The organism is Colwellia meonggei (assembly GCF_057537295.1).
In genome coordinates this window covers 63243-90097 of sequence record NZ_BAAJLZ010000006.1, presented here as the reverse complement: position 1 = coordinate 90097, position 26855 = coordinate 63243, and the positions used below count along the sequence as shown (strand labels likewise).

General features: G+C 37.8%; 17 protein-coding genes. 9 read left to right on the top strand and 8 right to left on the bottom strand.

What is annotated here, in order from left to right; all coding sequences use genetic code 11:
- Window positions 1–195: 195 nt before the first annotated feature.
- The 5 genes from AC27E9_RS14710 to AC27E9_RS14690 form a co-directional block, all read right to left on the bottom strand.
- Complete coding sequence (locus AC27E9_RS14710) at window positions 196–684, bottom strand: DUF3016 domain-containing protein (protein WP_487131441.1); 489 nt, start codon at window positions 682–684, stop codon at window positions 196–198.
- A gap of 91 nt (window positions 685–775) precedes the next feature.
- Window positions 776–1336, bottom strand: coding sequence for a DUF4136 domain-containing protein (locus AC27E9_RS14705; protein WP_487131439.1), 561 nt, complete (start codon window positions 1334–1336; stop codon window positions 776–778).
- 452 nt (window positions 1337–1788) lie between these two features.
- Window positions 1789–3327, bottom strand: coding sequence for an alpha,alpha-trehalase TreF (treF, locus tag AC27E9_RS14700; protein ID WP_487131437.1), 1539 nt, complete (start codon window positions 3325–3327; stop codon window positions 1789–1791).
- A 24-nt stretch (window positions 3328–3351) separates the two neighbouring features.
- A complete protein-coding gene (locus tag AC27E9_RS14695) occupies window positions 3352–4581 on the bottom strand; it encodes an MFS transporter (RefSeq protein WP_487131436.1) in 1230 nt (409 codons plus the stop codon).
- Window positions 4582–4694: 113 nt separating this feature from the next.
- Window positions 4695–5735, bottom strand: coding sequence for a LacI family DNA-binding transcriptional regulator (locus AC27E9_RS14690; RefSeq protein WP_487131434.1), 1041 nt, complete (start codon window positions 5733–5735; stop codon window positions 4695–4697).
- A 194-nt stretch (window positions 5736–5929) separates the two neighbouring features.
- Here AC27E9_RS14690 and AC27E9_RS14685 point away from each other — a divergent pair, with 194 nt between their 5' ends.
- The gene (locus AC27E9_RS14685; protein WP_487131432.1) at window positions 5930–8188 is read left to right on the top strand and encodes a TonB-dependent receptor; all 2259 of its coding nucleotides are present in this window, start codon (window positions 5930–5932) and stop codon (window positions 8186–8188) included.
- Window positions 8189–8617: 429 nt separating this feature from the next.
- On the opposite strand, the gene AC27E9_RS14680 is transcribed toward AC27E9_RS14685, so the two are convergent.
- Window positions 8618–9142, bottom strand: coding sequence for a TlpA family protein disulfide reductase (locus AC27E9_RS14680; RefSeq protein ID WP_487131430.1), 525 nt, complete (start codon window positions 9140–9142; stop codon window positions 8618–8620).
- Window positions 9143–9174: 32 nt separating this feature from the next.
- Window positions 9175–11310, bottom strand: a complete 2136-nt coding sequence (locus AC27E9_RS14675) for a TonB-dependent receptor plug domain-containing protein (RefSeq protein WP_487131428.1) — start codon at window positions 11308–11310, stop codon at window positions 9175–9177.
- Between the two features lie 447 nt (window positions 11311–11757).
- Here AC27E9_RS14675 and AC27E9_RS14670 point away from each other — a divergent pair, with 447 nt between their 5' ends.
- From AC27E9_RS14670 to AC27E9_RS14650, 5 genes are all read left to right on the top strand, one after another.
- The gene (locus AC27E9_RS14670; protein ID WP_487131426.1) at window positions 11758–14217 is read left to right on the top strand and encodes a M1 family metallopeptidase; all 2460 of its coding nucleotides are present in this window, start codon (window positions 11758–11760) and stop codon (window positions 14215–14217) included.
- Entirely contained in the window at window positions 14207–14707 is a 501-nt protein-coding gene (locus AC27E9_RS14665) for a DUF6702 family protein (RefSeq protein ID WP_487131425.1), read from the top strand. Before AC27E9_RS14670 ends, AC27E9_RS14665 begins: the two co-directional genes overlap by 11 nt.
- 73 nt (window positions 14708–14780) lie before the next feature.
- Window positions 14781–16142 carry an alkaline phosphatase PhoX gene (locus AC27E9_RS14660; protein ID WP_487131655.1) on the top strand — a complete coding sequence of 454 codons (1362 nt, stop codon included), beginning with the start codon at window positions 14781–14783 and terminating at the stop codon, window positions 16140–16142.
- Window positions 16143–16907: 765 nt separating this feature from the next.
- Window positions 16908–17768 carry a TolB-like translocation protein gene (locus AC27E9_RS14655; RefSeq protein ID WP_487131423.1) on the top strand — a complete coding sequence of 287 codons (861 nt, stop codon included), beginning with the start codon at window positions 16908–16910 and terminating at the stop codon, window positions 17766–17768.
- A 123-nt stretch (window positions 17769–17891) separates the two neighbouring features.
- Window positions 17892–18791: a TolB-like translocation protein gene (locus AC27E9_RS14650; protein ID WP_487131421.1), complete on the top strand. Its 900-nt coding sequence runs from the start codon at window positions 17892–17894 to the stop codon at window positions 18789–18791.
- Between the two features lie 364 nt (window positions 18792–19155).
- Here AC27E9_RS14650 and AC27E9_RS14645 read toward each other — a convergent pair whose 3' ends face one another.
- A complete protein-coding gene (locus tag AC27E9_RS14645) occupies window positions 19156–20328 on the bottom strand; it encodes an alpha/beta hydrolase-fold protein (RefSeq protein WP_487131419.1) in 1173 nt (390 codons plus the stop codon).
- A gap of 214 nt (window positions 20329–20542) precedes the next feature.
- Between AC27E9_RS14645 and AC27E9_RS14640 the strand changes: the two genes are divergently transcribed.
- The 3 genes from AC27E9_RS14640 (at window position 20543) to dld (ending at window position 26729) form a co-directional block, all read left to right on the top strand.
- On the top strand, window positions 20543–22717 hold the full coding sequence (locus tag AC27E9_RS14640) for a winged helix-turn-helix domain-containing protein (protein WP_487131417.1): 2175 nt from the start codon (window positions 20543–20545) through the stop codon (window positions 22715–22717).
- A gap of 579 nt (window positions 22718–23296) precedes the next feature.
- The gene (locus AC27E9_RS14635; RefSeq protein ID WP_487131415.1) at window positions 23297–24988 is read left to right on the top strand and encodes an L-lactate permease; all 1692 of its coding nucleotides are present in this window, start codon (window positions 23297–23299) and stop codon (window positions 24986–24988) included.
- 40 nt (window positions 24989–25028) lie between these two features.
- On the top strand, window positions 25029–26729 hold the full coding sequence (dld, locus tag AC27E9_RS14630) for a D-lactate dehydrogenase (protein WP_487131413.1): 1701 nt from the start codon (window positions 25029–25031) through the stop codon (window positions 26727–26729).
- The last annotated feature ends 126 nt before the right edge of the window (window positions 26730–26855 follow it).

Below are 26855 nucleotides of genomic sequence, written 5' to 3'. Positions count from 1 at the left end.
TTGTTAAAAACTATCAGAATAAATGTTAACAAAATCTAAAAATTCAATTATATAAAACTAGTATAAATTACATGAATTTTCCTACCTATGCCGTGATAAGGTTTTAATATAAGTAAAAAAAGAAGCTTAAATCAGCAATAAAAAAACGCAGCCTAGCTGCGTTTTTATTAACCTTCACTGATATAGCTTCACAAACTACTCTGTGAATGTCTCTTTAAACCAATCATCTAGCATTTCTTTTTCATAACCTAGTGATTGACTACGGTATTTAAGACCATTGTGCATCAAAAAGCCCATATCTTTAATTGAGACATCTTCACTTTTAATTACTGAACTGTCTGCATTAAGCAGCTGGTAGTTAAACTCCATACGCGGAAAGAAAATATCCTTTACCACGCGAATACGCTTCATACCACCGTGATTAACATCACCCGCTAAATCTATATTGGTAACATCTAATACTAGCTTTTGCCCTTCAGGTAATGACTCGGCTAATTTCGCAAAATGTTTTTCAAAAGATTTAAACGTTCTTTCTTTAAAATGCTTTCTATGCTCCTCACCCGCGTCAATATCAGAATACTTATCAGGGTTCGTCCATTTAACCTCAACCTCTGCTGCCTGCGCATAACTTAACGGCATTAAAGTTGTTGCTGCAAACATTAAACACATTATTGATTTATTCATTACGTTACCCTCTATTACTTCTTTCAGTATAGTAGACCTTATTAAGAGAAAAAAGTGTGTTTAAAATTGTAAAAAAACCTTAGGCTTAATGTTAATGAGGTTTATGAAATTGCGCTAACACCATATTAAGCACATAACGTCGGCGTTGTTCACGCTCTTGCTCAGTAGCGTCTTCTTGTACAAACCCTTGAATAGCACCATGCCAAACACGCTGACCGGTATCGGCTTGTGTTATTGAAATTAAGAGACTACCCTTGCTAAATTCTTGGCTATCTTGCAAACCAGGCGTAATGCCAAATTGTTCACTAATAGTTTGGTCATTTAAATCTTCTGACAAAGCCAACATAAAACGAACATGAAGTTGCGCTAATTTCGCATCTGTCTGCTCTTGAAAACCATGAGCATTTAAATTTGCCTTAATGCCGTCAGCATAGCGTTGATAGGCATTTTTTATTTCACCTGTTTCTCTGGCAACACTTTTTAAATGCTGAGGCGAGATGCTATAGCTAATTCCTGAAGTGAATTTTGTCGGCATATCCCAAACACTAGTTACCGCCAAGTTAGACATTCTGGTATCACTATTTACAGGTACTTGTACACAAGCACTCAGCATAAAAACCATTAATACGATTAAAAACTTCAATGTACCCATGTTGGCAACCCTTTTAGAAATATTGAGATAATTCACTATTATCCATGTTGACTGAACACGCGATAAATGTATATAAAATCAGCACGTTATTTTGCAACAATATGTAGCGGTATTAGCGAAAGTACTAGAAAATGAATTTTAAAAAATATATAGCTTTTACAGATAACTAAAAGAAGTAAGACTGTCTTAAATTCGACAGTTCCCTACGTTAAAACAGAGATTGCATTAACTCATTTTTAAGAACTCGCTCCTTAACAATTAAGTTACCTCACATTACTAAACTTAATAACAATACCACGCTAAAAGAAGTGATGTGCATCGCAGATAAAACATTGTATCAAGCTAAAATTATGGCATTAACTTCGGTAACAATGCCAGCGAGCCCACTTTTTCCCTCTACAGATATTAGTTTAGTTTTTCCCACTTAACTCACTTGCTATGCACTTTAATAATCAAGTATTCAGTTCTTTAATAAATGCTTGATAGACTCCATTTGTCCAACCGAACCCTTCTTGAACATCATATTCGCCGCCACCGGCGGCACATGCTTGATCGCAAACATTATATTTTTCCATTAACTTTCCTGTTTGCTCAAAGTATAGATTGACGGTATCAAGCCAACGCAGCATGATCTGCTTGGCAAGTGACTGTTGCTGATAATTAAGAAGGCCTTTAACGGCAAACCATTGTAAAGGTGCCCAGCCGTTAGGTGCGTCCCATTGTTGAGAGCTTTCGATGTTGGTTGTAACTAAACCACCAACTTTTAAAAACTTTTCTGAAATTTCTTTTGCAATAAGCGCTGACTGTTCTCCACTGGCAAGTTCCACAAACAATGGTAATACTCCTGCCAATGACTTTATTTGGCTTTGTGCGTTTTCATCGAGGTCATAGTCCATAAAATAATGATCACCTTCAGACCATAAATATTGTTCTATTGCACCTTTACGCTCCAACGCATAACTAGCAAACTTATTGCTTTGTTCTTTGTCATCAATAATTAGGGAAAACTCAGCGACTAAACACTCCATTTTATAAATTAAGCTGTTCAAATCAATTGGCACGATTCGAGTTGTTTTTATGCTAGTCAGTGAATTTTTATCTTGCATCCAACGCGAGCTAAAGTCCCAACCAGATTCACACGCTGCTCTAATATTGCGGAAAAACTCACTTGCCTCTGTTGTTGATAACCCTGCGGCTAATTCAATATCTTCATTAAATGACTCAGGTCTTGGTGTCGCTTCATTGTCCCAATAACGATTTAATATACTGCCATTTGGCATTCGAACCACACGCTTACACTCAACATGCTTTGAATTTAATAGCTTATGGCCATCCATCCAAAAGTCATATTCCGTAATCACCGCCGCAATTGTTTTAAGCAGAAATTTTTTGGGCTCAGCCTGAAATGGTAATAGCAGCTCAACTAACATGGCTAATATCGGCGGCTGCGATCGAGATAAATAGTAGCTACGATTACCATTAGGAATACAACCATACTGGTTTTGCAGCACAATAAAGTTTTCTAGCATTGACTCAGCGACTGACACCTTGTCTGATTCAATCAATCCCAATGCGGTAAAATAGCTATCCCAATAGTAAATTTCTCTAAACCTACCGCCCGGCACTATATAATGTGAACTCAGCGGCAACAATGAACCACTGCGATTTTTATCCGCTTGTCGCCCTAAGTGACGCCATAAACTTTTTATCTGCAATTCAATATTAATGTGGAGGTTTGCTGAGTCCGACTCTTGCAGGCATGGAAGCTCAAAATAACGTTCAACAAATCTTAGAAGTGACGCGTTATTTTTAGTCGGATTGCTAAGCTCGAATTGAGTTAAAATATGCTCGTAGGTATTTTTAGGCACAGCATCGGCGAAAATTTTACTATCAGAAAAAATTCCACTGCTTTGCACCACTTTAAAAAGCTCACTGCTAAAAAAAGCTAAATTTTCATTAGCTCTGTGCTGTAGACTGTCAGATTGTGTCATTTAAATACCTGTAAAGTCCGCTACTTATGCGAATTTTTTTTTCGTTGCTAGGTTAAAGAAATAAAGGCTAATGAGGATAAGTAGCATAGGAATAAGCAACAAATAGAACGCATCTTGCCCACCTAATTTTTCAAAAGAAAAGCCAGTAATGATTGATCCTGTGGTGCCACCAAGTGCGGAAAAAACCACAATAAGACCTGTCATAGCAGCATGCTTAGACTGCGCTAAACTACTCAACATCACGGAATTTAGAACCGGATAAATTGGTGCCATCATTAAACCAATAAGCGGCAATAAATATGCAATCGCAGGCGCATCGAGCACACTATCAACCGGTCCATTGATGACAACATCAGTTTGTGGCAACAGCACTAAAATAATAACGGCCATGGAAACAACACAAATATTTAAAAAATAATACCAACTCATATAACGTAAAATTTGCCCCGCCAACAACCTTCCTAGCGCCAGTGCTGCCGCGAATATACTGGTCATTTGAATGCTAACATCACTAGGTAAGCCAATAACTTCACTATTAAATGTTGGTAACCAAGTCCCTATCCCTTGCTCGATAAGCACATACAAGAAAACCGACAGCACAAATATCAATACCAATTTTTGATAGCTCATTTTCAGCATATCGATAAAATCGCTAATGATACTGTGTTGCGGCCCTTGTGCTTGGCTGTTATCAATTTTCGAAAAAGCCACCAAAATAGCTGCAAATATAACTAACCCGGCTAATGGATAATACACATCAAGCCATGCGGTTAATTCCGTTGCATTGGGTTTAACATAGAAACTAAATAGCCAGTAACCAGATAGGCTACCGAGCATGAAGATACCTTCAACGGTATTCAATAGTGAAGAATGTGACTTTACCGTAGATGAAAGTTGACCAATAATTGAATAGACTGAAACTTTAACTAAGGCAAATGAAACACCGATACAGGCAAACAACAATTTTATTATCAGAAAATTTGCGACAAGCGGTGTTGCGATACAAGCCAATGTTACTAAAACTAAGGCTAAAAGTAATACCACTTTATAACCTATTCTCGGAATAATTGAAGCAACAAAAAACGACACTAACGCGATAGAAAGGTCTTTAAAACCTTCTAATGTGCTTGCTTGTGTTTTACTAACATCAAAACTATGAATTGATTGCAAGATGACGGTGCCAACACTGTTAAGTAAAATAGCAAAAACAAAATAGCAAACTGCAATTGCAGTTATGGTCATCAATCTCGACATTAAAATCACTCACTTTTCATTATCATTTCTCTTAGTCTATAGCCTACTCAGCAAAAATGCAAACGTTTGCATTTTTGCTGAGTATTTAATAATAAAAAGTAAAATATCACTGATCAACGGGAAGATTTACGTTTTATTAATTCAATATCAACCACGGCTGAATCAGCATTATCGCCATTAAATTGCTTTAAAAGTTGTGCAACCATTATTTTCGCGGCAGTTTTGGTGTCTTGTTTAATTGTTGTTAAAGCGGGATGAAAAAGTTCGGCCATGGCAATATCATCAAAACCGACAATACCAACATCATTAGGAATATTTATATATCGCTCTTTCAGTGCTTTCAATGCGCCTAATGCTACCATATCACTGGTAGCGACTATGCCATCAAAAAATAAACCTTGCTCTAAAATTGCAACATCAATTGCCTCGTATGCAGCCTTACTGGTTATATCACACGATAGCGTTAATTCGTCACTGTCAGCTAAATTCGCACCTTTAATCGCACGACTATAACCCTTATAACGCTCACTCATTTCGGCATGCTCAGGATCACCCAAAAATAAAATCCGTTTACAACCGCCATCAATTAAGTGCTGCGTCGCCAAATAACTGCCTAAGTCATTATTGCTGCCAACAACGGCATAGCTTGCTTCAACTTTAGGATCTCCCCAAACCACCAAGGGTGCGCCAGCTTTTGCTACTTTTTCTACGTTATCGGTATTCTTACCTTGTCCAATAACGATAATGCCGTCGGCGCGACTACTACTAATAAAGTAATTTGCCCAATCTTCATTCGCCATTAAAGAATTAGAAAGTAGCAATTCATAGCCTTGTTGATTCAGTGCTTGGTTTAAATCACCAACCACTTTGAGTAGAAAAGGGTCGCTAATACTTTGATCGGTATCATCGACAAGATTCAAAATAACCGCAACCACATTAGTTTTTTGTGTGCGTAAACGACTTGCCGCATGATTTAAGCTGAAGTTGTATTGCTTGGCCAATGACTGCAAACTTTCACGGGTTTCTTTTTTTATTAATGGGTTATCTTTTAACGCTCGAGAAACGGTAGATGTCGACACACCCGCCAGTTTTGCCAATCCTGCTAATGTTAATTTATTTTCATTGCTCAACGCTAAATACACCTTAAAGTACATTTCAATTAAATCATCAGGAATTATTACATATTGATGGGGTATTGCAATTTAAAACAAAAAAATGCAAACGTTTGCAAAAATAAATTGCAAACGTTTGCATTCAGATCTATATTGATTGTGGGGAAGAAAATATGAACAATCATAATTATTATCTGATAAAGCAAATGCTTCTATCGGAATAGAGGACATATAACATGAGACAGACATTTAAGCTATCTTCTATAGCCATTGCCTTGGCACTAACCTGCCAAGCAAATGCTAGCTTGGCAGCAGAACAAGCCAACGATGAAAATATAGAAAAAATTATTGTTACCGGTACCTTTAGTGGTAAAGCAGTAGCCAAGGAAGAAGCAAGTTTTGCCATAAGTTCATTCTCAGAAGACGACATTAAAAAATTAGCACCTAAAAGCACTGCAGATTTATTTAAAGCCGTGCCTGGCGTTTGGTCTGAAAGTTCAGGCGGCGTATCTGGTGCTAACGTCTTTGTTCGAGGCTTCCCTGGTGGTGGAGATGCACCTTTCTTAACCGTTCAATTGCAAGGTGCGCCAATATTTCCACCACCAACCCTTTCTTTCTTAGAAAACTCAACCTTATTTCGCTTAGACGAAACGGTCGAGTTTATGGAAGCATTGCGTGGCGGCCCAAACCCGGTAGTTTCCAATGGACAACCCGGCCTAACTACAAACTTTTTGCTAAAAGAAGGCTCTGACGATACCGAAGGCTTAGTAAAATATTCAACTTCAAATTATGGTCTACAGCGTATCGATGGTGTATTAAGCGGCAGCTTAGCTGATGATTTATATTTCATGATTGGTGGCTATATAAAAAGCTCACCGGGTGTTCGTGATGCTGGTTTTAATGCTGAAGAAGGTAATCAGTTCACTATTAACATCACCAAAAATTTAGATAATGGCAAAATAAACTTATATACCCGTCAAACTGATGACCATGGAGTTTGGTACTTACCATCACCGATAAATGTTTCTGGTGTTGATAATGAATACACGCAAATCGGCACAAATAATCGCCACGCAACCATTCAATATGGTGCAGACGACAATAAAACTGCTGAAACCGTTGATTTTGGCCAAGGCCGAGGCTGGGATGGCTCAGTTTCAGGTGGCAGTATTGATCTTGATTTAGATAATGGTTGGGGTTTAGTTAACCGCTTTATTTATACCAAAGGTGATGCTGATACTTATGGTTTAGTACCAAACGGCGACCCTACCAACCTTTCTTTGGTGGCTGACAATGGTTCAAGCGCAACCGGCGCCGTAACAGGAAAAGAATATGGCGGCTCAACCGTTGTTCAACAAATAGGCCGCTGGGTGGTTAAAAAACAAATTGAAGCATTCACCAATGACTTTACCCTGACTAAAACCTTGGAAAAAGGCACAGTCACCGCTGGTTTCTATAATTCCAGCTTTGAAGCTAAAGATTGGTGGGCACTAGGTAATCATGCCTACCACGTAGTTGAATCAGGTGGTGAGATGCTAACGGGTATTGATTGTAATGATAATGCCGACAGTTGTGGCTGGAATTACGATATCAATAGTATAGGCGATGGCTCAACAAAGGCTTTTTATGCCGCGGCGTCATATGAAGTAACTTCAACACTTGCCATTGACGGTGGTGCTCGACGAGAGAATCACCAAATTGAATATACTGTTGACGAAGGTTTAGACGGTGCCATAACCAAAGCAGTTTCGTACGATGAAGATAGTACCGCCTGGACTGTCGGTGCTAATTGGATGTTTGCTGAAAAACAAGGGATATTCGCCCGCATCAGTGATGGTAGTAAAATGCCCTTTTTTGATGACTTTCGTGACAACTTTAGCGCTTACCAAAACGGTGAAGATCTCATTAAAGAAGTAAGCCAGTTTGAACTAGGTTATAAAATATCTCACGATTATTATGACTTATTTGCTACCGCTTTTTTTAACGAAGTCAAAGGAGATACTTTTGTTGCTCAACCCGGAGAGCCTGCAGAAGTGCTAACCAACGAAGCCTACGGCATTGAAATTGACTTCAATTACTATACTGATAACGGTTTTACATTGCGATTGAATTCAACAATTCAAGAAACTGAAATTACTGAAAGTCCAACGAATGTTGGTAACGAAGCGCAAAGACAACCAAGTTGGCAAGTTCGAGTTACACCAAGTTATGATCTTGAGTTTTCAAATGGCATGTACGCCACCGTTTATGGCACGCTTTCTGCCGTTGGCGATAGGTTCGCCAATAACGAAAACACAGTGACTTTAGACGGTTATGAAAAAATTGATCTTGGTATGATTTTAAACCTTTCTGATGAAGTACAGATGCAGTTATCGGTGAATAATTTAACTGATGAAGAAGCACTGACCGAAGGTGACCCTCGTGACTCCCTTTCTTCAAATGGCCGCTATATATTACCAAGAACAATTGATTTCAGTGTTAGTTATCAATTTTAGTTCTGATTAAAAGCAACTAGTTTCGGGTAAAAAGCAATGGCCAATTATTCATAATTGGCCATTTTTATTTTACGTTTCGCAACAAATTAATTTTAAGAATCAACATTAAACACATCTAGCTCCATACATTTGATAAGAAATACAGTCGAACGTTATTTAATTATCAATTAAATAACTAAGTATGAAGGAAATTATAGCGTTAGGAAGAAAATAAAGAATGGCTATCTTTCATTACAACTACCTCTTTTTAGATAGAGCCTTAAGTAGAATAGGCTCAATTTAAATGATGTAATAACAAATGCCGCATCCTTAAGAAGCATAGTGATTTTTGCGTTTTGAGCAAAATAAACTAACAAATGAATGGCAGAAGATAAGTGCATATTAAAAATACATAGATACCTAACAAGTATATATCGTAATAACATAACGCTATATATGGCACTGTCCTTGAGTAAGCACAGAGAATACATTAGCGAGTTTCTCTTTTGGAATAAAGCCGCGTTTTTTAGCAATCAACTTGCCATTATAGTCATATATTAAAGTTGTAGGAGACGCTTGATACCCTCCAATTGAGCGTAAAAATTGACGATCAGCTTTATAGGCTGGAATAGCTTGGTGGTAATGTTTGAGCTCTTTTTTAAGCTGCCTGGTTTTACCTTTGGCACCAACCAAGTTGATGTTGATTGATGAATGACATTGCTCGAATGCTTTTGCTAATGTTTTTCCCTGTTTTTTACACCAACTACAATCAGGCTGAAAAATCATAGTAACTGAAACCAGTTTGCGCTCTGCTGCTCCAAATATCTCTTGATTAATAACTTCATGAGTCACTCGTAAAGGTTTCAAAGATGCAACATCCAACGGCTTTGCAGCAGCTTGTATAACAAAAAGCATAGTGCTGAAAATAATCAGCACTATGATTTTGTCACGCCAATAGTTGGCAAACTTATTCATTAACAAGGTTTACTTTATCGTAGAAATAAAGCTTAAAGCTTTATTTCAATACCTGCATACATTTCACGACCATGTAAAGCGCCGTAAATGTAAGCAACATCATAACCTCCGTTAGCATCATAAAACAGTGGTGAACCACCATCATCTATTTGTGTTTCCTCGAATACGTTTGAAACGCCAGCATAAACTTTAGTATGCTGCGTTAACTGATATTGCACTTTAAAATCTGAGGTAGAAAATGCTTTTCCAGACAAGGTTTTAACCGATGTTGGGTCACCAAGCTTGTTATAGCCTTCGTAACCATATTCACTTAAGTTTTTAGAGCCAAACCAAACTGTTGACCAAAATACTTTTAAGTTGTCTTTTTCATATTGCAGTTCAATACTCGCACGCTCTTCAACTGGCGCAATGGCGTATGATGATTTAAACGCATCGTCATAACTAAACTTCTCTAAACCGACATTAACGGTAAAGTTTTCAGTGATGTTATAACCCGTTGTAATGTCAAAGGTGGTTACCGATGCACTTTCATCAAGTTGGGTTAATAAAGGTACGCCATCAGCGTTTTCTTCAAGGCTTGCTAAGTTATCAACCGTTGAATGTGCAATAGACGCGGTAACTGCTAATTCTTCCGTATCGTAACTTAATGAATAACTTGCTGAAATTGACTCTTCTAATGAATCAATATCAATTTGATAACCTAACTCAGCGTCTAAAATACCGTGATCCGTTTCAAAGAATGATAATGGCGCACGGTACCCTCGGCCAGTAGAAAAACGAGAAGTTAATTCATCATTATGGAAATAACGCACATCTAAACGCGGCGCAACAAAGGTTTCGTCAATTTCAGTGCCCACTTTTTCAGGATCAACAAAGTCAGCAGTTACTTGGTCAACACGCAACGCTATTGCCACTTCTATTTCATCAATCGGTGTCCATGTGTCTTGAATAAAAATACCTGTGGTATCGTAATCAAACGCGTCACTTTGATAAGCTTCAACAGCTTCTAACGCGTCGGTTGAAGAGCGCATTTCTTCACGACGAGTATCCGCACCAAAAGTAATAAAATGCTGATCTGATAATTCCATGTCAAATTTAGCGCGGGCATACCACATAGTGTCATCCGCTTGGTAATCTATACCTTCATAAAAAGAATCTTGCTCGTGCTTGGCATAACTCACAGCAAATTCTGCAACGGTATAATTACTTAATTCAACAAGGAATTTGATATAAGCTTCGTCACGAGAAGTATCAATCCACTCTGTTGTTTCCCACGCTTTACCAATATATTCATTACGAACATCGTCATCTTCAAATAGGTGATCAGATGCTATGTTGTCGTAACCTGAAATAGCCTCACCAATTGAGTCAACTTTATCGCCAAGTACTGGACCACCAAATATTTCCGATTTTACTTTCGACAAGCGTACTTGCACGTTACTAGTATCAGATAAATCTTGAGTCACTAAGGTAGTAAATGAAAAGTTTTCAATAAATGGCGCTTCACTTACACCGTTATCGTCATGATCTTCTTGGTCTTGTTTATCGTATTGGCCAATGAAAGTAATACCTGTTTTACCATCTTCTGAAACACCCGTTGCCATACCTTTCATGGCAGTATAGTCATGAGAGCCTTTGGCAAAATCAAAGCTTGCAGTATTTTCATAAGCTTCTTTAGTAATAATATTTACCGTACCACCAATTGCTTCAGGTGCAATTAATGATGCACCGGCGCCACGCGCCACTTCTATTCTATCAACACCAGTGGTTGCAATAGCGTCTACGGCATAAAAGCCTGAAATTAGGGTATGCGTTGGTAAGCCATCAACCAAAATAGTGGTGTGTTCACCTTTCATACCGTTGAGCATAATGCGCTTTACGCCACACATTGAACATTCGTTTGAAACATTTACACCGGGCTCGTTATTAATTGCTGCGGTTAAACTTAATGCATTTTTATTTTCGATAGTCAGCGCATCTAAAATTTCAGTTTGCTGAATAACATCTTTTAGACGCCCAGCTTGATCAAGCTTTTGTCTTAAGCTTCGAACTTCGATAACTTCAATTTTATTATCCGCAACTTCTGCATCTGCTGCTAAAGCAAATGTTGGAGTGGTAAACGGTAAGGCAGCTGCAATAGCTAGATATAACGGTGATAATGCTTTCATGAACGTCTCAGTAGTAAGTGTAACGAGTACCAAAAAACCTGAGCGCCAATGTAAATCATTCTCATTTATATTGATTTGATTGATATCAAGTTTTGATAACCTTCCTTAAAATAGAGAAGTATTTATTTCACTTGTAACATCGTTAAGTGAAATTAATTATACGAGAATGTAATTTTTTTTGTGCTAATAAACCTTATGTTCACTAAGGCTCTATTGCTTTATAATTCATTAAAATAGTGTTCAGCGTTTGTTTTATTAAGTGTTAAGTATACCCAATACTAAACAATAGAAATTACTACTTGAACACCACCAATGATACAATGTAACATTAATGGTGTATGTGTGTTATAAATTTGATAAAACCTACACAACACCTGTTAATGTTATACAAACTACAACTGCTTCAAAAGCACAGCCTAATTATAATAATGCGTAAAAAGGAACCCCATGTTCGTTAAACTTATTAAAATAACCTTGCTATCGTTAACAACGCTTGCTGCAGCAAATGCGACGGTACAACAAACTAAGGGCGATTTTATTGATAAGTTTCGTCAATTAGATGAAAGCTTGCCAACGCCTAATGTATATCGTAATGCAGCAGGTGAACCCGGCCATCAATATTGGCAACAACAAGTAGACTATAAAATTAAAGCTAAATTGGATGAAAAAAAACGTCGAATCGAAGCTAGCCAATCAATCACTTATTACAACAATTCCCCTGACACGCTGAAATATTTGTGGGTTCAGTTAGACCAAAACAAATTCCGTAATGATTCACTTTCAGCAACAACAACAACCTTTGGTGGTATTGGTAATCGAGGCCCAGGCACAGCAACGGCAACAGCAAGCAAACCAGCACAATTAAGTTTAGATGCACTTCGTCGCCAGCAATATATGGAAGACAATGTTGTAGGTTATGACATTCAATCAGTTACAGATAGCAAGGGTAATAAATTACACCATGTTATCGTTGGCACAAATATGCGTATTGATTTACGCAAAAAATTAGCGCCAGGAAAACAAGTTAAATTCGGTATTGATTACGCTTTCAATATTGTTGAAGAAGATGCAGTTTCAGCTCGTTCAGGATACGAACATTTTCCTGACGATGCTCGCAAAGGCGGTAACGACATTTTCTTATTAGCTCAGTGGTTCCCGCGTCTTCACGCATACACTGACTATGAAGCATGGACCAACAAAGAGTTTATTGGCCGTGGCGAATTTACGCTAGAATTTGGTAATTATGATGTTGAACTAACGGTTCCAGCTGATCACATTGTCAGTTCTACAGGTGAACTAACTAATGCTAAAAAAGTACTAACATCAACACAACGTAAACGTTTAAAGGAAGCTGAAAAAGCTGAGCGTATTGTCTTTATCGTTACTGAAGAAGAAGCGTTAGAAAACGAAAAAGCCGGTACAAATAAAACTAAAACATGGAAATTTAGTGCTAAAAATGTACGTGACTTTGCATGGGCTTCATCACGTAAATTCATGTGGGACGCTCGTGGTCATCAACAAGGCGGTGAGGAACAGCCTTTAGTTATGGCAATGTCATTTTATCCAAAAGAAGGGGGCGATTTATGGAAGAAATATTCCACTGAGTCAATTATTCATACATTAGACGTCTATTCTCGCTTTTCTTTTGATTACCCTTATCCTGTTGCTCAATCTGTTAACGGACCAGTAGGCGGTATGGAATACCCTATGATAACGTTCAATGGGCCACGTACTGAATTACAAAAAGACGGTAGCCGAACCTATACTCAAGCGGAAAAGCGCTTCCTAATTGGTGTTGTTATTCATGAAGTTGGTCATATCTATTTCCCAATGATAGTTAACTCTGATGAACGCCAATGGACATGGATGGACGAAGGCCTAAATAGCTTCTTAGACGGTGTTGCAGGTCGTGAATGGGATCCTACAATTCCATGGGGTGTTGAGCCACGTGACATTGTCGGTTACATGAAGTCTTCTACGCAAGTACCAATTATGACCCAATCAGACAGTGTTTTACGCTTAGGACCAAATGGCTACACTAAGCCTGCTGTTGCACTGAATATTCTGCGTGAAACTATCTTAGGTCGTGAGCTATTTGACTTTGCTTTTAAAGAATATGCGACACGTTGGAAGTATAAGCGCCCGACACCATCTGACTTTTTCCGTACCATGGAAGAAGCTTCAGGCGTTGATTTAGATTGGTTCTGGAGAGGTTGGTTTTACAGCACAGATCATGTTGATATTTCTTTAGATAAAATATCGAAATTACGTTTAGATACCAAAAACCCTGATATTGACTTTGATCGCCTGCGCCAAGAAGAATTAGACAAACCATTGTCTAAAACTGACGAACGTAATAAGGCTGAAGGTAAAGAGTTATGGGTTGAGCGTTTTTCAGACATCACAGATTTTTACGACGAAAACGATCGTTTTACCGTGACCAATAAAGAGCGAAATAGCTATCAAAAATTCCTTAAGAAACTAAAACCTTGGGAACGTAAAACTCTAGACCGCGCGATTAAAGAAGACAAAAACTACTACGTGTTAGACTTCTCTAATAAAGGCGGCTTAGTGATGCCGATTATCCTAGAGCTAACATTCGCTGATGGCAGCAAAGAAACTCAATATATTCCAGCTGAAATTTGGCGTCGTACGCCTAAGGCTGTAAGTAAATTGATTATTACTGACAAAGACAAAGAATTAGTAAGTGTTACGGTTGACCCTCGTTGGGAAACTGCAGATGTCGATGTGCATAATAACCATTACCCTCGTCAAATTATTCCGTCGCGTATCGAAGCATATAAAAAGAAGAAGTCTACCAAGAAGGTTTCTCGAGATATCATGCAAGATATAAAAACAGAATTAAAGAAAGACGAGAAGGAAACTAAAGGTAACAATGAAGAATAGTAACCACTTCATTATTATGCTGATATTGGGGCTGCTTTTTGCAGCTCCATACTCTTTTGCTCATCAGCAAAAGTCGGCTATTAGTACTGTTTCATTTAACCCAAGAACGCACAGTATTGAGATCATGCATCGTTTCAGAATACATGACGCTGAACATGCGGTTAAACATATTTTTGGTAAAGATGCCGACATTATCGGCTCAAAAAAAACACAAGAACAGTTTAGCAACTATGTTAACAAGCACTTTTCAATGTTCACTGCCGGTAGTGAGTTAAAGCTAACTTCAATTGGTTATGAAAACGACGGTCAATTCTTTTGGGTCTACCAAGAAACAAGTGAACCACAGGTATTAGAAAAGCTGAGTATTAGCCACAATGCACTCAGAGATATATGGCCAAGCCAAGTCAATACCATCAATATTGAAGGTAAAGGAAAATTACAAACGATGATTTTTGATGACTCTGTAGAGTTACTTGAGGTTACGTTCTAGAAAACCTTGACCGATAGCCTGATTGAATGGGCCTGTTTTAATTATTTGCCGATTATCAACGAGAGTAATGAGTATGATTTCAAGACGCCGATTTAACCAAGGTTTAGTTACACTTGCTTTCGCAGGGTTGTCACAACACTTACATTCGTCATCGCTTAAACATGATAGGCATGCATCTCCTAAAGCATATGGAAAACTGCTTGAAGACCCTAACGGTTTAATTGATTTACCCGCCAATTTTTCATATCAGGTGATTTCATCGTTGGGCGAGAAAATGGCCGATGGCTTAACTGTTCCTGATAGTGCAGACGGCATGGGCTGCTTTTATCTTGACGAAGAACGAGTGACCTTAATTCGAAATCATGAACTTTCGCCTGATGAACAAAAAATTACTACACTCAATACAACAATGCGTGATTTAGCTTATGACAGCATTCAAAGTGCGCATCCATTGCCCGGCGGTACCAGTACAATAATTTATAACCATAAATTGCAGCAAGTTGAACAACAGTTTATGTCACTACTCGGTACTATTCGTAATTGTTCTGGTGGTATTACACCTTGGGGCACTTGGTTAACATGCGAAGAGTCGACAACCAAAGCAGATTCTAAGCTAGGGAAAGACCATGGTTACGTGTTTGAAGTGCCTGCTAATGCTAAGTCATTAGTTAAAGCAACGCCTATTATTGCCATGGGAAGATTTAACCATGAAGCAGCTTGTGTTGACCCTCGTACTGGCATTGTTTACATGACGGAAGATAGAGGCGATAGCTTACTTTATCGCTTTATTCCGAAAGTACGAGATAATTTGCACCAAGGTGGACAGTTGCAGGCATTGGTCATTAGCCAACAGCCTAAATTTGATACTCGTAATTGGCAAAAGCAAGAAATGCAATTACATACAGAAATGGCAACGTATTGGATTGATCTTGATAGCCCAGAAAGCCCTGATGACGACTTACGAATTCGCGGCCATAAAGCCGGTGCAGCCTTATTTGCACGAGGAGAAGGGATCCATTGGGCTAATAACGAGTTGTATTTCTGTTGCACTAATGGCGGCGCGAAAAAGCTAGGACAAATCATGCGTTATGTCCCTTCAACATCTGAAGGAAGTACATTAGAAAAGAACGCCCCTGGAAAACTTAGCTTATTTGTGGAAAGCGAGCAAAAGCAATCACTAAACTACGGCGATAATCTTACTGTAGCACCTAATGGTCATCTCATTGTATGTGAAGACCAATACACAGAACAGGTTGATAACCATATTAAAGGTGTAACCCCTGATGGCCACACTTATGACTTTGCCCGGATAAAATTACAAACTGAGCCCGCTGGTGCATGTTTTTCTCCCGACGGAAAAACATTATTTGTGAATCTATACTCCCCCACTACAACACTTGCGATAACGGGTCCTTGGCAAAGTTTTAAGAGTTAGAATAGCTATACTCACATTTGAGAGTAGTTGTTCAGTTTAGTTATTATTATTTTACAAATCGAAATATGAAATAAAAAAAGCCCGAATATCACTATTCGGGCTTTTGCTATACGTTAAAGGTTCACATAGGGAAAATTGTCAGTAGCAAGGCTTTGTAAGCAACGCATAGGTAGGTTTCTAGGAGCGCAACAATAACGAAGCTAATGACTTTTTTAACCAGTGAGCAACATTACGATATCCATACAGCATTTGCCTATTTATTATTAAACTAATTACATGGGCAGAGTAGTCATCCTCTACTTTATGCTAGTACTAGCCCATAATTAAAATTAACCACAAATTATTCATAGATTTACTACTTTAAGTAAGCATTCATAACATTGTGTTAATTTTAAATCAGTCCAAATTCAAAGGTAATTCTTCTAATATATAATCTGTTTCGCCACAAAAATGGTCATTCACCATAAAACTGCTAATTCTAAATTTGTGCGCTAGGCGGAAGTTAGCCTCAAAATATTGCGATATATTCTCTAATGATACTTCGTCATGTTACTGAGAGTTCTCCATAAAAAATGTTATATGCACTTAATAAGTTGATTATCTCCGTCAGAAAAAATCAGCAAAAAATCATTAGGACGTCAGGTGTTTTAAACTTGCTTGGCTTAAAGTGACCGCTTGTTCAATCACATTTAAACGTTACATCAACAGAATGCGACTTTAATATGGAAGTTAGATAATTCGTTGATTTCAAAATAAAGGTAAATTATGAAGCATATTTGTATTTCAATTGTTCTGCTGTTTTCTATTCTAGCTTTCAGTAGCAATAGTTATGGTAAAGACGAGCTTCCAGTCTTGGAAGGACCCTATCTCGGGCAAAAACCTCCAGGCTTAACTCCCGAAGTTTTCGCTCCTGGTATTGTTTCGACAGAGCATCATGAGTGGGGCCCTAGCTTCTCACCCGACATGAAAGAGTTCTACTTTAGTAGGAGAAACAACAAAAGTGGAAAAGATTCGCATTTTGTTCTCAAATCCGAGAATAATCGATGGCACGCGTCAGAAGTGGAGCCTGGGGTGGGTGTGTCTATCTCTCCTGATGGTAAAACTATGTTTTTTAAAAACCAATATAGTGAGCGAACCGATGAGGGATGGTCAGAGTTTAAAAGTCTTGGTTCTGCGTTTGCAGACTTCGACATCATGCGTCTTACGACTTCATCCAAAGGTACTTATGTTTTTGATGAATACCCTAAAGAAGGAAATTTTGTTCTTCGATATTCTCGACTAATCAATGGTAAACGTGAAGCCCCGAAGCTACTTAGTAAAGAGATAAATACCGGAAAACAGAACGTTCACCCTTTCATTGCACCTGATGAGTCCTATATTTTGTGGGATAGTAAAAGAGATGGTAGCTATGGTGGTAGTGATATCTACGTTAGTTTTCGGCAGGAAAACGGCTCTTGGGGATCTGCCATTAATTTAGGAGATAAAATAAATACAAGTGCGTCAGAACGTGGAGGATACGTAACGCCAGATGGAAAATATCTTTTCTTTTTTGCCCCTGATAGCAAAAGGAAAGGAGATGTATTCTGGGTAGATGCGCAAATTATTGAGACCCTTCGGCCCAAATAGCAACCCCTATAACAGGCATTAAAGCCGCACTTCTCAGTGCGGCGCTATCTGTTCTTAATAAGTCGTTAACCACATTTACACGAATGTCTTAATCGTTCGTTGATTTCAAAATAAAGGTAAATTATGAAGCATATTTGTATTGCAATTGTTCTACTGCTTTCTCTTCTAACTTTCAGTAGTAATAGTTATGGTCAAGATGAGTTTCCAGTATTAAAAGGCCCCTATCTTGGGCAAAAGCCACCCGGTTTAATCCCAGAAGTTTTCGCTCCTGGAATTGTTTCAATCAATGGCAGATATGAAGGCGGAATTACGTTTTCCTATGATTTAGATGAAATATATTTTAAAGCACATAAAAAAGACGAAAATGGTGTTATCTATTTTTCAAAACTCGAAAATAACAATTGGAAACCGATTCAAAAAGCAAACTTCACCAAAGGAAAAAAAGAGCAAGAAATGCATCCATTTATCACCGCTGATAGTAAACGAATTTATTTTACCACGGCTAAATCTGACTATACGGATAATAAAATATGGTATGTAGATCGTTTGGACAATGCGTGGAGCAAGGCAAAAAAACTTGATTCACCTATAAATGACGATCTTGTTTTCTTTCCGGTCCAAGCTAACAACGGCGACCTTTATTATTTTAATATATCAAAAATGAAAACCTACTATGCACCTAATAACAATGGAAACTTTCCCAAAGTACAGGAAGTTGACATTGAATTTGGACTTCATGCCTTTATTTCCCCATCTCAAGATTATTTATTGGTAAATGCTCGAAACAAAGAAAATAAGGAAAGACAACACGATATTTATGTTTATTTTAAGAAAAAAGATGGAACATGGACAAAGCCAATTAACCTTGGAGATACGGTTAACTCCAACTTTTTTGAAGCAGTTCCAAGCGTCACGCCAGATGGAAAATATTTATTTTTTAGCCGATTTAACGAAGAAAACGGCTTATCAAACTTATATTGGGTGAACACAGAAGTTATTGAGAAGCTAAGGCCAAAAGTTTGATGCGTTAATAATTAAATTAGAGTGTATGTATTGAAGAATGAGATTACGTGCCAATTCAAACAAACGAAGCTATTGGGGCCCCTTTAAGGAGTGAATTGATTCAGACTATGGGATTATGCCACGAATCACATCGGTCAAAATATAACAAAAACATGCACAATTAAGATATAAAAAGCGTTGTTAGCATATCCATAAACTACCAATAAAAAAGCCCGAATAATGCTATTCGGACTTTTGCTATACGCTAAAGGTTCACGTAGGAAAAATTATCAGTAGCAAGACTTTGTAAGCGACGCATAGGTAAGTTTCTAGCGAGCGCAACAATAACCATGCTAATGGCAGTTTTAACCCGCAAACCACATCATTAATGTTTATTTTTATTACTTTTAATCAATTTTAATAGATTCACTTTACGAGTTTTGTAGGCATTGTTTTCAACATTTTCGACAATACTTTTCTTAATGACTAAATTTCTCATTTCTAGAGCTTTATCTAGCTCACCAACCGCTTCATAGCCATCAGCTAAGCTGTCATAAGCATCAGCTTTATAAAGGTAATTTTTAACATTCTCCTTAAAAATTGCTATTGCTGTAGTAAAGTCTTTTTCCTTCAACGCCTTATAAGCTACTCTATTAATAGCTCCGTAACTTGGCTTTATTTCATAGCCATAAATTTCTGATTGCTTTTTGTAGAATTCTTTGACTGCTGGAATACCTTTAGCAATCGTTTCTTGGCTTGGGCGCAATACAGAATATAGCTTTTGGAAGGCTAGTGAGTGTCCGGCAAGAGCAGTAGTGTTGTGGGTTTCTGAGGTATCTAAACCTAAATTAAACTTAAAACCTTTTCGATTGTGTGAATTAAGTAATTTTGTATATCGTTCATATGAACTCAGCATATGACCACCTTCACTCCCCATATTTATATAAAGGTATGTATTTAACTCATCTGAATTTTTCAAAAAGCTTTCTGCTTCCTTGAATACGACCTGTTTATGCCACCATAAGCTAGGGCTGAATGCGAAGTGCGCTTGAAATAGCTCAGGTCTCGACTGCAAGGCATAGATAGAAAGCAAGCCGCCTAAGGAGTGCCCCGAGACTATTTTGAAATTGTTAGCACGGTATTTTTTATTAACATATGGAATAAGCTCTTTTTCAATGAAATCAAGAAAGTCATCTGCACCACCAGACCCCCCCCATTCGTTATAACTTTCGTCATAGGTAGGAGTGAAGTCCCTTGTGCGATGTGTGTTTTTTATCGCGATGATAATCATCTCTTGTGCCATGCTAGATTGGTTAAGTAGATCTAAAGTGCCTATGGTATGAGCAAAGTTTCTTTGCCCGTCCAATAAATAGAGCACGGGATAATCAAGCGTTTTATTTTCTTTATAGTTATTGGGTAAATGTATTAACAAGTCTCGTTGCTCTGACAAAACGGTTGAATACAAGCTGTCTGTTATTGAAGTACCGCGTACATTGGCATTTACTTCCCCGGTGCTAATTAAAAACACAAAGAGTAGAGTTGCTATATGTTTAAACATAAAAGTTTCCATTATCTTATTAATTTTAGAGAGTTAATGTGACGATTAACCATAGAAAAGTAATGATGATATTGGGAAAAAAGGTGATGAAAAGGTGAATTTCAACGATTAGTCGGCATATTAGAAAACTGAAACTAATTCGTTTTTCAATATAACTTTCGGTGTGATATCGTTTGAGTAAGATTAATTAATTTGATTTTTATTACAGTAGGTTATGATTAAATTTGGTGAGTATATACTCGATGTAGAACATTCGCGTTTACTGAATGCTAGTGGTAATTCTGAAATACTTATAGAGCCTAAAATATTTGAATTACTACTGCTATTTGTTGAGCGTCCAAATGCTGTTATCTCAAGGCAAGATATACTTGAAGAGTTGTGGGCAGGCATTGTAGTTACCGACAATGCCATCAATAAATTAATAGGTAACCTTCGCAAGTTGCTGGGTGATGATGCGAAAAAGCCGAAATACATTCAAACTGTTCCCAAACGGGGATACCGTCTAGTTTGCAATGTTGAAACACTAGCATGCATCGTTTCACGTCAAAATGATTCAAGCCAAAATAATTCAAACTTAATTAAAAAAAACACAGCCCAAATGGCCTCACTTGGCTTTTGGAAAGAAAAGAGGGAAGCTCATATAGGGATTTCTTTCTCTATTATTTTGATCATTGTTTTAAGCTATTTCATGATACTTAAATCTAGTAGCAACACCTCTTCAAATATCAGTTACTCCGTAGCATTAACACGAGACCAAGGTGCAGAGTTGTCTCCTATAATGCACCCAAACAATAGGCATTTGTATTATTTAAAAGAAAATAATGAACACACAAGCCTTGAGCTATGGCTAAAAAATATTGGCACCTCCGTCACTAAGCAAGCAAAAATAAAAGGCAATATTAATCAAATCATTTCTGTTATTGAAAACACGAATGAAAATCAAACTATCATCTTTTACCTTGATATATTGGCGAATAATTGCGGAGTTTATCAAGAAGTCTTGCCCGCGCCAGAAGAACTAAATCAAGTAAGCCAAGCCCGAAAAAAATTATTTGATTGCGCTGATAAGAGAGTAAAAGATATAGATTATCATGTTGGTCAATATACTTTTTATTATGCTGCTCAACCTAAGAATTATTGGCCGAATCAAATTTATGCATTTGATGTTGAAACAGGAGAGCATAGGATAGTTACCCAATCACAACCTAAAGGCTGGGGTCATCATAGCCTTGATATATCCCCTAATGGCGAAAAGCTTTTAATAATGAGTACGGATAGTGATTACAAAACGCAGTTACTGTCGCTAAATTTGTCGGATAACAAAATTACAAAGGGTATTAAATTTGCCAAGCCAGTATATGAGGCTATATGGCACCATGACTCCGAGCAAATATATTACTTTGCTTCTTCACCTTCTCAGCGAATCATAAGAAGTTACATCGATGGCGAGAATGCTACTGAAGTTATCAATATATCAGAAGAAATATTACCAAAGCTTTCAAGGTTACCTGACGATAAAAATATACTCTTTAGTACAGAGAGCAAAAACTATAACAATCGCTGGTTAATTTCTTCCAACAACAGCAGCCCTATTGATAATTCATCAGTATTTGAAGCCTATCCTGCACTATTTCACAACAGCGACCAATACCTATTCGTTTCAAAACGAAGTGGCCGTATGCAATTGTATTTAGTAAACAATCAAAATAAGAAAGCCAAAGTTGTCACTAACTTACCTAAATCTCATTCGCTCAAATACGTGTCAATCTCTGAAGACGATAGACATTTACTGTTAAATGTCGATAACAAGGTTTATCAGATCCCCGTAAGTGAATTAGACCCAAATGAGCTTTTGACAGTATTTAAGCAAGAGCATTTAATTTATGAAAGTAAAAATCCAATCATCTCTTTGGATTGGCTTACAAAGCAGAGTGCGGCTATTACCACGGTAACCAATGGAACTCCTGATTTGGTAGTAATTCAAGTTTCTAACAAGAAAAAACTTAAATTTGACGGAAGATGGGCTTATGGACTGAAAGATAGCGAACAGCCTGAGCTTATGTATTTAATTGAACAACAAAGTAACCTTTTGTACCAAGTAAGTTCTTCATCTCTCGAAGGTAATCCTGCTACTAGTCAGCTAAGTTTTATCAATACGCAAATATCACTACCAACTGATTTTTATCATGTAAAAATAGATTCCAATATTTTGTATTACGTTAATGCCGAAAAAGGAAACGAATACCTTTACGCGGTGCCCTTAAATAAAAAACATGAAAACAATAAACTATTATTGAATGACTTCTCAAGTTATGACGTTAGCAAAGGCAGTATAATAGTTAGTGATGTTGAGAGCATAGAAGGTGATGTTCATCGTACAATGTATTGATTAGCTGCTTTCACTCAAAGCATGTTTTAAACTTCTCATGTAGTTACGTCAATTATGAACTTAAAACGAACCTTTAAGAGTCAGTAAACTAGCTTCAGTAATATGCACAATTAAGATATAAAAAGCATTGTTAGCATATCCATAAACTATCAATAAAAAGCCCAAATATTGCTATTCGGGCTTTTGCTGTACATTAAGGGTTCACCTAGAAAAAATTAGCCAATTATAGAGAGCTAAAGTCAAAATCAAATTCAGATAAAAATGTGCTCTGCTTTGTAAGCCAGCAATAATCATGCTTACCACTAAAACTAAGTGTAAACACGTAGATAAAATACGTACATTCCCCAATTTTAATTATTCGACGAATTTTATAATCTGAGAGCCTCAATAGAACTTGAGATTGACTTCAAGAGTGAAATTTGGATAACAAAAACGTGATCTACAACTCGTACATGCTTATCTATTTCCACTAACAATGATAACTCGTTCTTTAAACTGGACACTTTCATTAATTAAGTTAATAGAGTTCTAAAGCTAACACTACTTGCTGTGAATAGTGAATAAAAAGAGTCAATAATTATGTCAATAACAATACAAGCACTACTTGCTTTTACTCCGATCGCCTTATCGGCATTACTTCTTGTTGTCTTTCATTGGCCTGCAAGAAGAGCAATGCCTGTTGTATATCTTACTACTGCCGCCATCGCTATTTTTGCTTGGGAGATGAGTGTTAATCGTGTTCTAGCCAGCTCAATTCAAGGTCTAATAGTTACCGTTTCAGTATTATGGATTATTTTTGGTGCCATCATGCTACTAAATACGTTGCAGCACTCTGGTGCTATCACACGTATCAGAGAAGGATTTACCGACATAAGCCCAGATCGCCGAATTCAAGCCATTATCATAGCTTGGCTATTTGGTTGCTTTATTGAAGGTGCCTCAGGCTTTGGTACTCCTGCTGCCATTGCCGCACCTTTATTAGTCGCTATAGGCTTTCCTGCCATTGCAGCGGTAATGATAGGTATGATGATCCAATCAACGCCTGTTTCGTTCGGTGCCGTAGGAACACCAATAATAATTGGTGTAAATAGTGGTTTAGATAAAGCCAATATGAGTGAACAACTTCTTTCTCAGGGCAGTAATTGGGAGCAGTTCTTACAACTAATCACATCAGAAGTCGCTATAGGTCATGCCATTGTAGGTACATTTATGCCGTTGCTTATGGTTGTGATGATGACGCGCTTCTTTGGCCAAAATAACAGCTGGAAAGAAGGCTTAGCTGTTGCACCTTTTGCCATTTTTGCCGGTATTGCCTTTACAGTACCCTATGCATTAACCGGTATTTTCTTAGGCGCTGAATTTCCATCACTTATCGGTGCTCTTGTCGGCTTAATTATCGTAGTACCTGCTGCAAAATCAGGTTTTTTAATGCCTAAAAAAGCTTGGGATTTTGCCCCAAGATCGTTATGGCCAAGCTACTGGTTAGGTAATCTAACATTCGAGAAAAATGAAAACCAAGTCAAGGGTAGCATGTCGTTATTTAGAGCATGGTTACCTTACCTATTGGTTGCAATTATTTTAGTGCTTAGCCGTGTTTCTAATGATTTTAAAGCTTTACTAAAAAGTGTCTCATTTGGTTTTAGTAATATTCTTGGAGAAGTAGGGATCAGCGCAAGTGTTCAGCCGCTGTATTTGCCGGGAGGAATTTTATTCTTTGTTGTGTTACTGACTTTGTTTTTGCACAAAATGCAGACTAAACAAATAGTTAATGCAGCAAAGCAAGCAAGTCAGACATTGGTTGGTGCTGGCTTTGTGCTAATATTTACCATTCCAATGGTTAGAATTTTAATAAATTCGGGCGTCAATGGTGCTGACTTATCGGCAATGCCTGTTGCTATGGCAAGCTATGTTGCACAAACCTTTGGTGATCTTTATCCGTTTTTTGCTCCTACAGTCGGCGCTTTAGGTGCTTTTATTGCTGGTTCTAACACGGTAAGCAATATGATGCTAAGCCAATTCCAATACGAAGTTGCCAGTGTATTGTCAGTATCAGGTGCACTAATGGTTGCATTACAAGCAATAGGCGCCGCGGCCGGAAATATGATTGCTATTCACAATGTGGTTGCCGCTTCTGCTACCGTTGGCTTACTTGGCCAAGAAGGTAAAACATTACGTCGCACGATTATCCCAACAATATATTACGTAACTGCCGTAGGCTTACTGGGGTTATTTGCGGTGTTTATCTTAAATGTTAGCGATCCATTAATGTAAAATTATTCAAATCCGTCATAGTGCAGTACAGGAGATTTCTATGAATAATAACCAACTACTAAACGAGTTTATCAAGTTATTAGGTGCAAAAAATGTGGCTAGCAAGCAAGGAAAAACTGAGCACTACAGAACAGGATGGCGCTCAGGTGGTGGTGGTGCTCTTGCGGTACTTTTTCCAAAAACGCTGCTGGAATTTTGGCAAACAATAAAGCTTTGTGTTGAAGCAGATTGCATAATGATTATGCAGGCTGCCAACACAGGACTAACCGAAGGCTCAACACCTAGTGGCGACGATTATGATAGAGAGATTATTATCATCAATACATTAGCCATGAGTAAGCTGTTGTTACTTAACAGTGGTAAACAAGTGGTTAGTTTCCCTGGCACGACACTACACACATTAGAAAAAGCATTAAAACCAATGAAAAGGGCCCCTCACTCAGTAATAGGCTCCTCGTGTTTAGGAGCTTCAATTGTGGGTGGTATAGCCAATAACTCTGGTGGTGCTCTAGTTAAGCGAGGTCCTTCTTATACTGAGTTATCTTTATTTGCACAGGTTAATAAGCAGGGAGAATTAACACTAGTCAATCATTTGGGCATTGACTTAGGTGATACACCAGAGCAAATTTTAACTAACTTAGAAAATGAGAATTTTTCTCATACTAATTTAACCACGGACAAAAAAGCCAGTGCGACTGACTATGTTGAAAAACTGCGTGATGTTGATGCTAATACGCCTAGTCGCTTTAACGCGGATACGACCCGCCTATACGAGTCCAGTGGTTGTGCCGGAAAACTCGCAGTTTTTGCGGTCAGACTAGATACCTTTGAGGTAGCAAAAAAAGAACAGACCTTCTACATAGGTAGCAACCAACCAGAAACGCTCAATCATTTGCGTCGTCATATACTGAGTAAATTTAAACATTTGCCTGAAGTTGGTGAGTATATTCATAGAGACACTTTTAATATTGCTGAGAAGTTCGGTAAAGATACTTTTTTAAGTATTCAACATTTAGGAACAGATCGCTTACCCAAGCTTTTTGCAATAAAAGGCCGTCTAGACGCGGCTTTAAACAAAGTGCCTTTTTTGCCAAAATTTTTGACTGATCGCGTAATGCAATTTGCTAGTAACTTTTTTCCTGCTCACCTCCCTAAGCGCATGCTGGATTTTCGTGACCATTATGAACACCATTTAATTTTAAAAATGAGCGATGATGGAATAAACGAGGCGGCAAATTATTTACAACATTACTTTAGTAATACCCCATCTGCAGGAGATTATTTCGAATGTGATGACCAAGAAACAACTAAAGCTTATTTACAGCGATTCGCAGCTGCAGGTGCCGCTATTCGATATCAAACCATTCATGCAAATAAACTTGGTGATATTTTAGCTTTAGATATCGCGCTAAGGCGTAATGATAATAACTGGGTAGAAAAACTCCCTGAAGCTATCGCCAGTAAAATTGATAAAACACTGTATTACGGCCACTTTTTTTGCCACGTATTTCACCAAGATTACGTGTTAAAAAAGGGGGTAAATGCCAAGCAAGTAAAAAAAGACATACTAGCGCTTTTAGACAGCCGAGGCGCTAAATACCCAGCTGAGCACAATGTTGGCCATTTATATGAAGCAGAAGATGCGGTTAAAGATTTTTATAGAGAGCTAGACCCTACCAATAGCTTTAACCCTGGTGTAGGTAAAATGGAAAAGCATAAACGAAACTGCTCTTGTTGTTAATCAAAGTTGGTTTATGCTTGTACTCTCTAGCTAAACTTTAGAATCAGCAAGGCTGCCTTCATGAACTAAATAAAAGCGGATATAAAAGAGTATTAATACAATTAAGCCGCAAAGATTCAAATACAG